Annotated in this window: 11 protein-coding genes; 4 read left to right on the top strand and 7 right to left on the bottom strand. The window is 49.1% G+C overall.

The window, feature by feature from the left end:
• The first annotated feature begins 209 nt into the window (after positions 1–209).
• Together EWA64_RS12080 and EWA64_RS12075 are read left to right on the top strand one after the other, a co-directional pair.
• On the top strand, positions 210–830 hold the full coding sequence (locus EWA64_RS12080; protein WP_244881504.1) for a DedA family protein: 621 nt from the start codon (positions 210–212) through the stop codon (positions 828–830).
• A 197-nt stretch (positions 831–1,027) separates the two neighbouring features.
• Positions 1,028–2,944 carry a BCCT family transporter gene (locus EWA64_RS12075; protein ID WP_061895111.1) on the top strand — a complete coding sequence of 639 codons (1,917 nt, stop codon included), beginning with the start codon at positions 1,028–1,030 and terminating at the stop codon, positions 2,942–2,944.
• Positions 2,945–2,989: 45 nt separating this feature from the next.
• Here the strand turns inward: EWA64_RS12075 and EWA64_RS12070 are convergent, their stop codons facing one another.
• Together EWA64_RS12070 and EWA64_RS12065 are read right to left on the bottom strand one after the other, a co-directional pair.
• Positions 2,990–3,967 (bottom strand): ion channel, encoded by a 978-nt coding sequence (locus tag EWA64_RS12070; RefSeq protein WP_061895110.1) that lies wholly within the window; start codon positions 3,965–3,967, stop codon positions 2,990–2,992.
• A gap of 87 nt (positions 3,968–4,054) precedes the next feature.
• Positions 4,055–4,966 (bottom strand): LysR substrate-binding domain-containing protein, encoded by a 912-nt coding sequence (locus EWA64_RS12065; RefSeq protein ID WP_061895109.1) that lies wholly within the window; start codon positions 4,964–4,966, stop codon positions 4,055–4,057.
• Between the two features lie 100 nt (positions 4,967–5,066).
• Here EWA64_RS12065 and EWA64_RS12060 point away from each other — a divergent pair, with 100 nt between their 5' ends.
• Entirely contained in the window at positions 5,067–6,320 is a 1,254-nt protein-coding gene (locus tag EWA64_RS12060) for a D-amino acid dehydrogenase (RefSeq protein ID WP_061895108.1), read from the top strand.
• A gap of 303 nt (positions 6,321–6,623) precedes the next feature.
• Entirely contained in the window at positions 6,624–8,165 is a 1,542-nt protein-coding gene (locus EWA64_RS12055) for an alanine/glycine:cation symporter family protein (RefSeq protein ID WP_039461088.1), read from the top strand.
• Positions 8,166–8,290: 125 nt separating this feature from the next.
• Here the strand turns inward: EWA64_RS12055 and EWA64_RS12050 are convergent, their stop codons facing one another.
• The 5 genes from EWA64_RS12050 to guaA all read right to left on the bottom strand — a co-directional run bounded on the left by EWA64_RS12050 (position 8,291) and on the right by guaA (position 15,751).
• Entirely contained in the window at positions 8,291–10,276 is a 1,986-nt protein-coding gene (locus tag EWA64_RS12050; protein WP_061895107.1) for an alkyl/aryl-sulfatase, read from the bottom strand.
• Between the two features lie 105 nt (positions 10,277–10,381).
• On the bottom strand, positions 10,382–11,287 hold the full coding sequence (locus EWA64_RS12045; protein ID WP_061895136.1) for a LysR family transcriptional regulator: 906 nt from the start codon (positions 11,285–11,287) through the stop codon (positions 10,382–10,384).
• A gap of 223 nt (positions 11,288–11,510) precedes the next feature.
• Positions 11,511–12,104, bottom strand: coding sequence for an acetate uptake transporter (locus EWA64_RS12040; protein ID WP_039424320.1), 594 nt, complete (start codon positions 12,102–12,104; stop codon positions 11,511–11,513).
• 157 nt (positions 12,105–12,261) lie between these two features.
• Entirely contained in the window at positions 12,262–13,953 is a 1,692-nt protein-coding gene (locus tag EWA64_RS12035) for a chitinase (RefSeq protein WP_061895106.1), read from the bottom strand.
• Positions 13,954–14,197: 244 nt separating this feature from the next.
• On the bottom strand, positions 14,198–15,751 hold the full coding sequence (gene guaA / locus EWA64_RS12030) for a glutamine-hydrolyzing GMP synthase (protein WP_061895105.1): 1,554 nt from the start codon (positions 15,749–15,751) through the stop codon (positions 14,198–14,200).
• Positions 15,752–15,773: the final 22 nt, after the last annotated feature.

Raw genomic sequence — 15,773 nt, 5'->3', positions numbered from 1 at the left:
GCATTGGGTTTGCCATGTTCCAAAAGCAATTGAACCATAGGGTTCCCAACGCTTTTGGCCTACGATGATCTCAATGCTTATCACACCTCACTTGGCGAACCATTTCTATCAGGGTTATGTCAATTTCCAGCTTGCCGATGCCGTAAGCGTTGATTCTTTACTCGAACAGCGCTATTAAAGATCAGCGTTTCTCCAAGCGGACACCTAACTTGCAACATCTCAATCAACTGCTTCTTGCCATGCAACCTCTTCTGGAACAGTACGGCTATCTTGCCTTGATCGTCAGTATTTTTCTTGAAGGCATTGGCGTGCCGATGCCCGGACAATCCTTGATGATTGTCGCCTCGATCCTCTCTGCACAACAAGTGATGAGCTTTCCAGCGGTGATGCTGGTGTCTTGGCTTAGTTGCTTTAGCGGCAATACGTTGGGCTACCTGCTTGGCTACCATTTTGAAGAGTGGCTGGATAAAAAAGGCTTCATCTCAGGCAACAAGTTTCGCAAACTGCAAAGTGCCATTCAAAAGTACGGTCCTGCGTGCTTGGTCGTTAGCCGTTTTATTGAAGGGATGAAACAGTTTATGCCGCTAGCGTGTGGCGTCGCAAAAATGCCACTCAAGGAGTTCTTACTGGGCAACTTACTCGCTACCACCATTTGGGTCACTGTGTTTGGTCTTATTACTCACTTTGCCTTTGAGCATTTAACGCAAATCGCCGCATTTTATGACCAACATCGCTATGTTGTCTGGTTTGTCAGCGCTCTACTTTTTGCCGCCATGATTTACACAATCATCAAGTACAAGCGAACAAAACCTAAAGATGACTTAGCTTAAACGAACAATAAAATAGACAAATAAATCACACAAAACCAACACCGCAAGCTATATTATTAAAATTTCCTTTTGTGACCATATAAAATTCTATTTGTGTACCTACCCTAGCAGCTTACTATCTCTTAATTGGTATTCGATACCGATTAAGCAGTTTACTCATTGCAATGAGTAAATTAACGTCTGTACTAGGGATTTTTATGAAACGGCACTTTGAACTTATCGATAAACCCACCTTCTTTGGAGCAATTGCACTGCTTTGTTCGGTGATCATCCCACTATTGGTCTGGCCCAGCCAAGGCGAATATTGGATTGGTCTTGCAAAAAGCTTCATGACCGACAAACTCGGCTTTCTTTATCTCGCTTTAGGGTTAGCCGCCTTTTTCTTTATGGTTTACATCATTTTCAGTGACATTGGGCAAATCAAGCTCGGTGATGCCGATGAGAAACCCGAGTTCGCTACAGGCTCTTGGGCTGCGATGCTTTTTTGCGGCGGCATCGGGGCTAGCATCCTTTATTGGGGCACGATTGAGTGGGCCTACTACTATCAGAACCCGCCATTTCAATTGGAAGCTGGCAGCGAAGAAGCGATTCGCTGGGCGGCAACCTATGGAATTTTCCATTGGGGACCAATCGCATGGTCGATTTACCTGATTCCCGCCCTGCCTATCGCTTACTTCTTCTATGTGCGTAAACAACCCGTACTGAAAATTTCAGCGGCGTTAATGCCCGTGATCGGTGAAGCGCGCAGTCATGGCAAACTGGGGAAAGTGATCGACGTGCTGTTCATCTTTGGCCTACTTGGCGGAGCAGCAACCACACTTGGCCTTGCCGCTCCGCTAATTAACGAAGGGATCAGTTACCTATTTGGCATCCCATCGACCACGCTATCGCAAATTGGCGTATTGCTACTGTGTACCGCCCTGTTTGCTTACTCCTCCTATAAAGGAATGGATGGAGGCATTAAGGTGTTGAGTAATATTAACTTTTGGGGCGCTTTGGCCCTACTGGCTTTTATTCTCGTCACTGGCCCCACGCTGTTTATGCTGGAAACAGGGCTGGACTCGATTGGTCGTATGCTTTCCAACTTCTTTGTCATGGCCACTTGGGCAGAGCCATTTGGTGGCTATGGTCCATTTGAAGATACTCATTTCCCTCAAGATTGGACCATCTTTTACTGGGCTTGGTGGTTAGTGTTTGCGCCCAGCATGGGGCTTTTTGTCGCACGTATTTCTCGCGGACGTACCATCAAACAAATGGTGTCAGGTTCTATCTTTTTTGGCTCCATGGGTTGTGCGCTGTATTTTATGATACTCGGTAACTTTGGCTTATCATTGCAACTGTCAGGACAGTTGGATGTGGTCGCAATCCTCAATCAACATGGAGCCACTCGAGCGATTTTTGCGATTTTACAACAACTCCCGCTAAGCACCTTGGTGATAGCCGTATTTACCATTTTGTGCGTCATCTTCACCGCGACGACCTTCGACTCGATTTCGTTTATTCTCGCTTCCGTGGTGCAAAATAACGTCACCGAAGATCCGCTGCGATGGAACCGACTATTCTGGGCTTTCACCTTGTCAGTCATGCCCTCTATCCTCTTGTTTATGGGCGGCTTAGCGACCTTGCAAACCGCCGCGATTGTCGGTGGTTTACCGCTATTAGGCATCGCCATCATGCTGATGATCTCTGGCATTAAAGCCGCAAGCTTGGATTTGTCACATCAGGAAGGCTATGAAGATCCCGTTATTAATATCGAAGATTTTCCTGATGTGGATCCGTGGTCACGAGAAGGCATAGCGCTAGCTAAATTTGAGCGCTTGAAAGATGAAGCGATTGAAGCGGCCAAGCAAGAGCGTGAAGCCCTTGACGCGATCTGGACGCTGAAAAAAGTGATTCGTTCTGAGGCACTTGCTCGCGGTGAAAGCGGGCTAGAGCTGGGCGATGCGCCAGAAGAGCAACTCGCAGAGATCCAACGTCTGACACAAGCCGCCATGACGGCCAAAGAGCACAAGCTGCAAGCCTCTGAAGCGGCACAAAATGCTCGTATCGAGTTTAACGATTTTATTCGAGAGAAAGAGCGCCAATCTTCCCAAACGGAAAGTGCTTTAACGTAACTCAATCGACAAACGTATGGCTCACTTTCTCAAGTGAGCCATTTTTTATCGGGTCATCTTCTTGACAAACACCACCACAAACAGCGCCATGGTGAAGCTGCCTAGGAAGGCTTCGAGGGCGGCGATAAAGCGCGCCATCCCCACCGGTGAGATATCGCCGTAACCGAGGGTGGTGAAGGTCACAACACTAAAATAGACCGCGTTCAAAAACTCAAACAGATAGAACTTCCAACCCGTCATGTCGGCGTAAATCGGGTTAGCAGAAGTGGTGTCGAGAAAGAAATATGCGCTGGCGCAAGCCAAAATGAGGAAGATGGAAAACAGCACCACGCGTAACGGATCTTCGCCGTAGCCACAAAAAATATCCACCAGCTTGGAAAGAACACGCTGCATGCTCATCTTCGGCATTTGATAGCGGCGAAAACGCATCTCTTTTTTGAAAAACATCCCAGCCGTTTCAAATAAGCCCTGCTTTTCACACTGCTTACGAATGCCACGGCACACCTCTTCCACTTCCTGCCACAGCGACTCGGCTTTGTGCAGATCGCCCTTTTGCTTGGCTTGCCGAGCTTGACGCTCCTGCTTGAGCTCGCTGCCCCAATCGATGTTTTCCAGCCGTGCTCGCGAAAGATCCGCGCCGAGTAGATTGCACCCTTCTAGCCGCGCGCAATGCAAATTGGCGCTGACCAGTTTGCACTTCATCAACGACGAGCCGCGCAGATCTAAGCCAAAAAAATGCGCATCACTGAGATCGGCACGGTAAAAATCGGCCTCACGGCACTGGTAACCCACTTTGCTGCCACGATTGACCAAATTAAGATCCGCCAAATTTGTTTTTGCCAACTGAAATCCGTCTAAAGGTTTACCTTCTGCTGCCCATTGCTCAACCTGAGATTTTACATCGTCGTTGCTTTTATCTATCTCGGGATCGTGCCAATAACAGAGGCCCGACTCACCACTGGGTTGATCGCAGCACCAGCCATCAGGATTTTGATAGCGGCATCGGCCTTTATCTGACTTCATTTTGCTGCCTCGTTGTGTCAAACGAAAAGCGCGGATACGCACTTTCGCTGTCAGACTAAGTGTAGATGCCCATTATTGAGTTTCAACTCAATAATGAATTTGCCGTTTGAGCCACGCGATAAACGCCGCCGTACTGTCGTTCTCGCTATTGCGGATCAAGTAGTAACCCGCGTTGGCTTTGATCGGCTGAAAGGGAGAAACCAAACGCCCGCTCTCCAGTTCGTTGTCAATCAGCGCCATACGCGCCATGGCAATGCCAACGCCCGCTTCAGCCGCCGACATCGCCATATCGGTACGGTTAAAGAAATGGCCACGATCGGTCGGTAGATCCAAGCGCCGCTCGGCCATCCAACTGAGCCATTCAAAATCGCGGGCCGCTTTTTCCCACGGCATGGCATCATGCAGTAGCACCACGCTGGCCCACTCTTGTTGAGTGTAATTGGCCTTGCTCAGCCAAGGATGAGCGTGCAAATATTTGCCACTCATTACCGGCAACAAAGACTCATCCAGTAGCAATTCGGCATTGGGGTGACGATAGGGATGAGGGCGGTAATCGATCGCCAGATCAAAATCTCGGGTGTCACTGTTGACCAGCGCCCCTTCGGCGAAAATTTGGATCTGAATTTCCGGATATTGCTGATGAAAACTGTCCAATTTGGGCACCAACCATTTGAAAGCAAATGACGGTGTCAACTTGAGGCGCACTTCTTGCGCTCGCCCCTGCTCTTGACGCAAACGCCCCACTTCCGCCTCTATTTCACCTAAGTGGACACTGACACACTGATGCAGTTGTCGGCCTTTGTCAGTGAAGCGAATACCGCGCGAGTGCCGTTCAAATAAACTAAAACCAAGTTGCTGTTCCAACTGGAGAAGTTGCTGGCTCACCGCCCCAGTGGTTAAGCACAACTGCTTGGCAGCCGCTGTCAGGCTGGTGTGTTTTCCCACTTCTACAAAGGTATAAAGTGCGGCAAGGTGACTACTTTTGATTAATGTCGTCATTGTGCGTTTAGTTTTTCTATAAGCTGCGATTAATTTATATCGATTGTTACTGGCTTGTAAACAATAGAAACTCACGCTGTTTCTAACGAGGAGAACGTCGATGAAAGCAGTGGTGTTAGGCAGCGGTGTCGTGGGTTTAATGAGTGCATGGTATTTGCAAAAAGCGGGCTATCAAGTGACCGTAGTCGATAGGCAGTCACGCAGCGGTGAAGAGACCAGCTTTGCCAATGCCGGACAAATTTCCTATGGCTATTCCTCGCCTTGGGCCGCACCGGGCATTCCGCAAAAAGCCATCCGTTGGCTGCTGGAAGAGCACGCGCCACTAAAAATCAAACCATCGCTCGATCCGCAACTGTTCAAGTGGGCGACGCAAATGCTAAGCAACTGCCAGCTCAGCCGCTACCAAATCAACAAAGCTCGTATGCTCGGCATCGCCAATCACAGCCGACAGTGCCTGAGTGCGCTGCGTCAAGAACACCACATTGAGTATCAAGGCCGTCAGCAAGGCACGCTGCAAGTCTTCCGCAATCAAAAGCAGCTCAAAGCGATAGAAAAGGACATTGCACTGCTTGAACAAAGTGGCACTCGCTTTCAACGTATGAGCGTAGAGCAATGCATCAAGCAAGAGCCCGGGCTTGCCGCAGTCAGTGACAAGCTGACTGGCGGTTTATACCTGCCCGATGACGAAACGGGCGATTGCTATCTCTTTTGCCAACAAATGACGGAGCTGGCGAAAGCGCACGGGGTGACGTTCTCGTTCAACACGCAAATTCAAGCGCTGAAAACCGAAGGCAATCAGGTGATCGCCGTCGCCACTGACCAAGGCGACTTACAAGCCGACGTGTACGTGGTGGCCATGGGAAGTTACTCCACCTCGCTTTTGGCGACCGTAGGCATCGACATTCCGGTTTATCCGGTCAAAGGCTACTCGCTGACGGTGCCAATCAGCGATGCGCAGCAAGCCCCTGTATCCACCGTGATGGACGAAACCTATAAAGTGGCGCTGACGCGCTTTGACGACCGAATCCGCGTCGCGGGCACGGCGGAGTTGGCTGGATTTGATCCCGCCATTCCTGAAAAGCGCAAAGCAACGATTGCGATGGTGGTGAAAGATCTCTTCCCACACTGCGGTGATTTTGCTAAAGCCGAATTTTGGACGGGCTTTCGCCCAATGACGCCCGATGGTACGCCACTGATTGGCCGCACACCGATAGGCAACCTTTATACCAATACCGGACACGGAACACTTGGCTGGACCATGGCGTGCGGCTCTGGCCACCTGTTGGCGCAAGTGATTAGCGGCGAACAGCAAAAGCCCATTTCTGGCTTAGATTACTTCCGTTACGCCAGTTAACAGCAGATCACTCTAATATCCTGACCAATTGCAGTGACACTCAGACACCAGTTCTGTCTGTTACTGCAATGCATTATTCTGCATTTATCAGCAATATCTATTAAAACCTCTCCTCTTTCACCAATTGCGGTAAACCCGACCGAGTTTTAACATTTCGTTAGCATTTTGTGTTCACAATCACGAACCTGACAGTTTGTAGATATTTTGGTTAACATTTGAGTTACAAAAAGATTAATATACCGAACAGAAAACACTCAAAACAAACACTACAAACACTACAAACACACAACAGGGAAAATACTCATGCAGTCATTCGTTGATTTTCTGAATGGAATAATTTGGAGCCCAGCACTGATTTATCTGTGCTTGGGCGCAGGTCTGTTCTACTCCATCATGACGCGCTTCGTGCAAGTCCGTCATTTCTTTGAAATGTGGCGTCTGCTTCTTTCTGGCAAAAGTTCCACCAAAGGTATCTCTTCTTTCCAAGCACTCGCCGTTTCACTCTCTGGTCGTGTGGGTACAGGTAACATTGCCGGCGTTGCTGCCGCCATCGGCTTCGGTGGCCCGGGTGCGGTTTTCTGGATGTGGGTAGTGGCGTTTTTCGGCGCTGCAACCGCGTATGCCGAATCCACTTTGGCGCAAATCTACAAAGAAGAAGACAACGGCGAGTTCCGCGGTGGTCCCGCTTACTATATTGAAAAAGCCATGGGGCAGAAGTGGTATGCGTGGATCTTCGCCATCTCGACCATTTTTGCGTGTGGCGTGCTGCTACCGGGCGTTCAGTCCAACAGCATCGGCAATGCGGTTGAAGCGGCATTCGGTTCAGGTGATATGATTGACACCGCTATCGGTACCTTCAGTTTTGCGAAAATTTTCACTGGTACGGTTATCTCAGTCATCCTCGCTTTCATCATCTTCGGTGGGGTAAAACGTATTGCCAGCTTTACTCAGGTGGTGGTGCCTTTCATGGCGTTGGCTTACATCATCACCGCATTCGTCATCATCCTACTCAACATCGGTGAAGTACCCCGTATTGTTGCCATGATTGTCGGTGATGCGTTCACACCAATGGCTGGTATTGGTGCGGCAATTGGCTGGGGGGTAAAACGTGGTGTTTACTCGAACGAAGCAGGCCAAGGTACGGGCCCTCATGCAGCCGCTGCGGCCAGTGTTGAGCACCCTGCGCAGCAAGGTCTGGTACAGTCTTTCTCTATCTACATTGATACACTGCTGGTCTGTTCGGCAACCGCGTTTATGATCCTGATTACCGGTGCCTACAACGTACACGGTGCCGAAGGTTTCTTGGTACAAAACATTGCCGCAGACATCGCTGCCAACAGCCCTGTTTATACACAGATGGCGATTGAAAGCGCGCTGCCTGGCGTCGGTAAACCGTTTATCGCCATTGCACTGTTCTTCTTTGCCTTTACTACTATTTTGGCTTACTACTACATCGCTGAAACCAACATCGCTTACATCCGTCGCACCTTTAAAGTCGATGGCCTGATGTTTGTTCTGAAAGTGGTGCTGATCTCTGTGGTGTTCTACGGTACGGTGAAAACCGCAGACTTAGCTTGGGCAATGGGTGACGTCGGTGTTGGTTTGATGGCGTGGCTCAACATTGTTGGTATTCTGATCATCTTCTTCATGTCTAAACCCGCTCTCAAAGCGCTGCAAGATTATGAAGAACAACAAAAGCAAGGCGTGACAGAGTTTATCTTTAACCCGGTAAAACTCGGCATTACAGGTGCAACTTACTGGGAAGAGAAGTACAAGCGTAAAACTGGTCAAGCGCCACAAGCGGATGATAAAGCCACCCGTGCCGTGGAGCAGCCTTCACTCTAACTTCTACGGAAGTGCAACACACAACATCGCATAATAAGAAAAAGCAGTATTGCCCTACGGGGTACTAAAACAAGGGGTTAGCCAGTGGCTAACCCCTTTTTATTTTCCAAAGCTCTATTGAAGGATTATTGCTTCACTTTGGGTTCAATGATGTTAAACCAGAATTCAAAGTCATCTAACATTCCGGCAATATCGGTCAGCGCTTTCGCGTTGCCTTCAATGGTTGCTTTACCCTCTTTGGCTAACTGTTGAATGGTGGATTTGCCCATCAGTACTTTATTTAGCTCGGCACGATTGATCGTCAGCGTCATATCTGGCTTATCAGATTGAATACCTTTTAAGTTATTCAAATGGGCGTTTTCCAACTCAACCAAGAACTTCTCATTTACATCTGGCAAGACAAAATTAATGGTGTAATCAGTACCTGCTGCTTTATCGCCATTAAGACGCACGCCTAGATAATCGAGGAACAGTTCGGTATCCATCGCAACCACGGTATCCGCACCTGCCGTTTTGGTTGCCGACACATTGGGTACACCGTTACGTAGCTCATAAGCGCCCATCAAATAAGTGTTACGCTCACCGGCAGATTCACTCTGGTAACCCAATTGCTCCAAACAATCCGCCTGTAAGTAACGCGCTTGCTGATTGCTCGGCTCTGCAAACACGGCTTTATCGACAATCTCCGCACACCAACGGTACTCACCTTGATCAAACGCAGCCTGTCCTTGCTTGAGAACATTGGCCATGCCGCCCATTGCAGCAACGTATTTGGGTGCAGCGTCAGTAGGAGAAAGCGGGCGCAAGGTGGCAGGGTTCATATCAAAGTAACCTAGGTACTTGTTGATCACCGCTTTGGCATTGCGATGATAGCTGCCGTGATAACCTCGGTTGTACCATTCGTGCGCCAACACATCCGGCACTTGAAACTCGTCCTGAATCTCATTAATCGTGACACCATGGTTGGCCAGGCGCAGAGCCTGATCATGGATGTAACCGTACATATCACGCTGTTTACGTAGGAAATGGTTGATGTTGTCATTCCCCCAACGCGGCCATGTGTGTGAGGCAAACATCACATCCGCTTCTTTCGCGTACATATGAATCGATTCATTGATGTACTTACTCCACGCTTTGGCATCACGGACTTCCGCACCACGCAGAGTGTAGACGTTGTGTAAACCACCGACGGTGTTCTCTGCCATCCACAAGGCTTTAAACTGTGGGAAGTAGGTGTTCATCTCTGCCGGAGACTCGGTTCCCGGCGTGTTCTGGAACTCCATCGTTACACCGTCAATCTCTAGCGTTTCAGTTTGTTCAGTGATCACTTTCGTTGGTGCGATCAGGCTCACTTCACCTTGCGCTACGTTTTTACCAATCGCCGCATCGACTTGACCCGTTGCCCCTTTCGGCAAAACGTTACCATATTGGTACGTGGTACGACGCGACATGGCATTCCCCGCCAATACGTTCTCAGCAACGGCATGCTCTAAGAAACCTTTTGGTGCGATGATCGGCACTTCACCACGATCCACTTGCTCTTGGCTCACAATTCCTTTCACGCCGCCAAAATGGTCAGCATGCGCATGGCTGTAAACCACCGCTTTCACCGGACGCTCGCCCAACTCTTGGTTTACAAAATCCAAGGCGGCTTTGGCTGTGGCGGGCACTGTGAGTGGGTCAAACACGATCCAACCTGTGTCGCCTTGAACAAAGGTAATATTGGCTAAATCGTAACCACGAACCTGATAAATACGCTCAGACACTTTATACAAACCGTGGTGCATATTCAGTTGCGCCTGACGTTGCAAACTTGGGTGAATGCTGTCGTAGTCACGACCATCCAGCAAAAAGCTGTAGTTACCCAGTTCCCAAACCACTTTACCGCTGGCATCTTTGATTTGGAGATCTTTTTGCTGTGCGATCAGGCCTTTCTCGACCAATCTAAAATCTTCTTTGTCGGCAAACGGTAGCGTACTACGTTGCTCCGCAGCAAAAGCCTGCGTAGTCGCACTCGGTGCTTTGGTTTCTGCAGTAAAAGAATGCGCCAATACAGGTGCAGAACTGGTAATCAATACCGCCAACAGAGTGGGTTTATAGACTGTTTTCATTCGATTTCTCTCTTTCTTAGTCATTAGGGAACAAGGACAAGAATATGAGAGAAATTGCTGCAGAACGATTCGCCAAACGATAATCAATAGTTAAGCATTGCTTAACTATTCAGAGAGAACAGCCTCAATTTGCTCACGCAGCCAGATCAATCCTTTATCTTGCTGCTTGGCTTTATGCCAACAGATAAACGTAGGAACGGCGCGTATTTCAAACGGCAATGGTTGGATTTGTAAGCCAAATTTATCGGCCCACATATCAGCTAAGCGCTTTGGCGTAAAACAGAGCAAATCCGTCATCGCTGCCGTAGCCATCAAGTTAAGCATGGAATCACTTTGATAATGAATTTTACGCGTCGGGAGGGCTTGCTCAACTAAGCTGGAAAACATGTAATTACCAAAACGGCGGCTGTTTAACGCAGTATGCTTCTCTGCAAAAAACTGTTCCTTAGTAAGCGTCCCGCTAAGACGAGGGTGATTTTTGGCATACACCACCACTAACTCTTCCTGTGCGGCTTGCAAAGTGATGATAGAAGGGTGGCTGATGGGCAATGACGACAAAAAAAGATCCGCTTCCCGTTCACTCAACACCTGACTGGGGGTGAAATGGTTATCTTCATAGGACTTTAAATTGACGGTGATATCGGGCGCAATCTGGCCGACCCTTTGTAGTAACTGAGGCAACACGGCTAAATCAAAGTAAGTATGACCGCCAATAACAAATTCACGTTTGCTGGTTGCCGGGTCAAAGGAGGCATCCGTTTCCAACCCAAAACGAATGGCGCTTAGCCCCTGTGAAATATGTTTGTGCATATTAAGTGCGTGCTGAGTCGGCTGCAATCCACGCCCTTGGCGCACAAACAGTGGTTCTCCAATTTGTTCGCGCAATCGAGCCAAATTCTGACTCACCGCCGCAGAAGTCATATTTAGCTTGTCTGCCGCTTTACTGACAGATCCTAAAGTCATTACTGCATCAAACACGGTTAGTAGGTTTAGGTCATAATCACGCAGCATAATCAATCCGTTATTCATGGTCAGAAACAGCGCCGATCATACTCGATCTCGCCTCCTCCTACCCTACAACTTTGTGACGTCTTGCTACTGAGTTAATTTTTTAGCCACCTTTGTCAGCTCACCCAACACGTAGTAACCTAGTGTGGACTCACCGAGTATATACAACGCAAAAAAGGGGTTAGCCACTGGCTAACCCCTTTTAACTGTTCCCAAAATTTTCAGCTTAAGCAGCAAGCTCTTGCGCTTTCACTGCTGGTGCTTTCTTCTCACCAATTGGCAGAATAGTGCGGCCGTATTCGTTGTTCAGCACTTGCGCCATCGCAAAGTAAACCGCGCTTGCGCCACAGAAAATACCTTCGAAACCAGCGATGGTGCCGATCAGTTCGCTGCCGGTGAAATCACGTGCCGCCAATAGCGCAAACAGGATAGTCAGTGAGCCGAATACCACTTGCTTCGCCGTTGGGTAGCATAGAGAACCGATAAACATGAAACCGGTGAAAATCCCCCATAGCGCCAAGTACCATCCCATGAATGGTGCAGGGCTGGCTGGCAGGCCCATTTTTGGCATCACGATCAAACCGACTAAAGTCAGCCAGAAAAGACCGTAAGAGGTGAAGGCAGTCGTACCAAACGTGTCGCCACGTTTAAAGCACATGATGCCGACGATCACTTGGCTCAGACCACCGTAAAAGATGCCCATTGCCAGAATCATAGAGTCGATTGGGAAAAAACCTGCGTTATGGATGTTAAGCAGGATGGTGGTCATACCAAAACCCATCAGACCGAGTGGCGCTGGGTTAGCCAGTTTAGTAGACATCGGCACTTACCTTTCAAAAATGTTGATAAAAATTACGCGCGGATTTTAATTGAGCCTTGGATAAAAGATAGAAGGCGAAAGTGCAAACTAAGTTTCCAGATAAAGCCAGTTAAAAAGAGAGGCCCCGCGCATGCAGAGCCTCTTTGGCTAACTTCTTTTACTGACAGGATATTTCATCCCAGAACCAGTTGGACTGCGTCGGGGTTTCCCATACGCCCGGGCCATTTTTGGCCACAAAACATTTTCCGTTGTACGTCACTTTGTCACCATTGGCCACTTGGCTTGATCCCGGTTCCCACTGCACAAACGTGTCTGGAATTGGTGTCGGATCGGGAATTGGGTCCGGTGTTGGGGTGGGATCTGGAGTCGGATCCGGCGTGGAAACCGGATCTGGTGTTGGCGTAGGCTCCGATGGCGTTCCCGCCACTAGCTCCCATGGGCCACCTTTGCTTGGATCATCCCCTTGAGTCCACCATTTCGCTTTATAGGTCGCGCCTTGGTAAGTCACAAGATCGCCCGCTAGGTAAACTTTACTGCTCTCCCAACCATTGCCGCCCGGCTCAGTTCCGGGATCAACAGGATCGAGTTTATCCACCACTCGTACTTGCGGCCAGCTAGCGTGTGAGCCATAAAAATTGCTCACGCATTTTTCGTAGTCTCCGGGCACCAAAGCAGAGTACGCCGTTTGAAAGCCAACTAACTCACACTCGAACGAATAGCCACCTGGGCGATCTGCATAGTATTTCCAGTTACCATCCCAGTTGGTGTACAACACATCAGTCGCACCATTAAGATTTAAGCTGCCGTACGGCGTTTGTTGCCAGCAGGTGTTTTTCTCATCAGCTTCAATCGGGATCTGATAATGCTCCGCCAACCCTTCCCAGTAGCGAATACGGTTCACTGGCTGGCCTTTGTTTTTGTTTTGCTCACCGCACTCTATCCCGCCATTGATCACATTGATGGTGGTGCCAAAGCCATAGCCAATCCCGGCATCATTTTCACGCTGAGACGGAACCCAAGTGCGATCAATCACGTGCAGCATAGCGGGTTTGGGGGCTTGCGGGGTTAAGAAAAACCAGATTGCCGAAGCTAAATTGAGCCAAGAGTCCGCCACCAGCGCAGGATTTTTCAGCAGTACTGTCGCATCGCCGTCAAACATCACTTCGGAAAACGCGCCGTAATTGAAATGATAAGAGAGCTGTTTAGCGCCGCGACCAAAATAGCCTTGACCGGCTTCACATGGCCAGCGCTGATTCTGCCAATCGTTTTGACCACAGCCTGTCGTGTAACCCGCTTGGCCTTCAGACCAGCCCATTTCACGCACATGCACCAACGCTTGTTGCCACTCTTCCAAAGCTAAAGGGTTATCTGAAACATTATCTTTGGCAATGTGGCCACCAGTCTCTTGAGAGAAGTGAGCAAATGCGGTCACGATGGACTTTTTACAAATCGCATCCGCGTTTCGTCCATCATTATACTCCCCACAAAAAGCAGGAAACTTGCCCACTGCACGCAAAAAACGGGTGTAGGTGTACTCCGGCGCCGCCATCTGGGTTAAGAAATCCCACTCGCTTTGCGGGAACACACGTTCGACTCGTTTCACGTTTTCTGGATTGCTGCTGGCCCCCGGCTCTATCGCTTCCACCACGGAGTTGGGGCGTGTTTGCAGGGCTTGCGACCAAATCGCATACATGGGATTGGCCGTTTTGGCTTGTTCCGCCGCTTGCAACTCTGCACGTGAAACCAAGTAGCCATTCGCATTTTGCGGGTCGGGCTGAATCGTCATCGCTGCCTGCGTTCCGGCCGCCAGTGCGCAGCCAATCAACAGCGACAGATGGGAGATGTTCATCGTTTTATCCTCTACTCTACACAGTGAATTTACTCAGCAGATTAGACCGTTATCGACAAACTAGGCAGTAACAAATGCGGGTAAACATGAGAAATGCGAGTCATTTTGATGAGATGAAAACCGCACAACATCCTACGACATCACTTATGCCTGCCCTGTTCCAAAACCAACAAAATGAGAGAACCAGAGATAAAAAACCCTGAGACACAGCTCAGGGTTTGTCGAACAGACTTCTTAGTGAGGATTATTCCCACTCGATGGTTGCAGGCGGTTTGCCGGAGATGTCGTACACCACGCGAGAAATGCCATTCACTTCGTTGATAATGCGGTTGGATACTTTACCCAAGAATTCATACGGCAAATGCGCCCAATGTGCGGTCATAAAGTCGATGGTTTCCACCGCACGCAGCGACACAACCCAGTCATATTTACGGCCATCGCCCATTACGCCGACTGAACGCACAGGAAGGAACACGGTAAACGCTTGAGAAACTTTGTTGTACAGATCGGCCGCATGCAACTCTTCAATGAAGATAGCGTCGGCGCGACGTAGCAAGTCACAGTACTCTTTCTTAATTTCACCCAATACGCGCACACCAAGGCCCGGGCCTGGGAATGGGTGGCGGTAAAGCATGTTGTAAGGCAAGCCTAGCTCCAAACCAATCTTGCGCACTTCATCTTTAAACAGCTCACGCAGTGGCTCAACCAGACCCATTTTCATGTCTTCTGGCAAACCGCCCACGTTGTGGTGAGATTTGATCACGTGCGCTTTACCCGTTTTCGATGCCGCAGATTCGATCACGTCTGGGTAAATGGTGCCTTGAGCTAACCATTTCGCGTTTTTCAGTTTCTTCGACTCTTCGTCAAACACTTCAACAAAAACACGACCAATGGTTTTGCGTTTCGCTTCAGGTTCATCAATGCCTTTAAGCGCTTCAAGGAAACGCTCTTCAGCGTCGACTTTGATGATATTCAAACCGAATTTGTCGCCGAACATGTCCATTACTTGCTGGCCTTCGTTCAAACGCAGCAGACCGTTGTCAACAAATACGCAAGTCAGTTTGTCACCGATAGCGCGGTGAACCAGCATGGCAACCACGGAAGAGTCAACGCCACCTGAAAGGCCAAGGATAACTTCATCATCGCCCACTTGCTCTTTAATACGCGCCACGGCGTCTTCGATGATCGACTCAGAGGTCCACAGACGCTCACAACCACACACACCAAGAACAAAGTTCTCCAGCATTTGTAGGCCATTTTTGGTGTGCGTCACTTCTGGGTGGAACTGAACGCCGTAGTATTTCTTCTCTTCATTGGCCATAGCGGCGTAAGGACAAGTGTCTGTCTCGCCGACTTTAACGAAATCTGCAGGGATCTCGATCACTTTATCGCCGTGACTCATCCAAACATCTTGCGTCAATTCAAGATCTTTAAACAGCGCAGATTCACCAGACACTTTGACCGCAGCGTAACCAAACTCACGCTCATCCGAAGTCGACACTTTGCCGCCTAGTTGCTCAGCCATGGTTTGCATGCCGTAGCACACACCCAGTACAGGCACTCCAGAATCAAATACATATTGAGGCGCACGCGGAGAGTTCTCTTCCGTTACGCTCTCTGGGCCACCAGAAAGAATGATGCCATCTGGATTGAATTCACGAATATCCGCTTCTTCAACGTCCCAGCTCCACAGCTCGCAGTAAACACCAATTTCACGTACACGGCGCGCAACAAGCTGAGTGTACTGAGAACCGAAGTCCAAGATCAGAATACGTTGGTCATGAATATTTTTAGTCATTTTGGGCAGTCTTTTTTAAGCT

It is taken from the genome of Vibrio cidicii (genome assembly GCF_009665415.1).
Taxonomy (GTDB): Bacteria; Pseudomonadota; Gammaproteobacteria; order Enterobacterales; family Vibrionaceae; genus Vibrio; species Vibrio cidicii.
The sequence above is the reverse complement of the archived record's forward strand: the minus strand, read 5'-3'. Positions and strand labels throughout refer to the sequence as shown.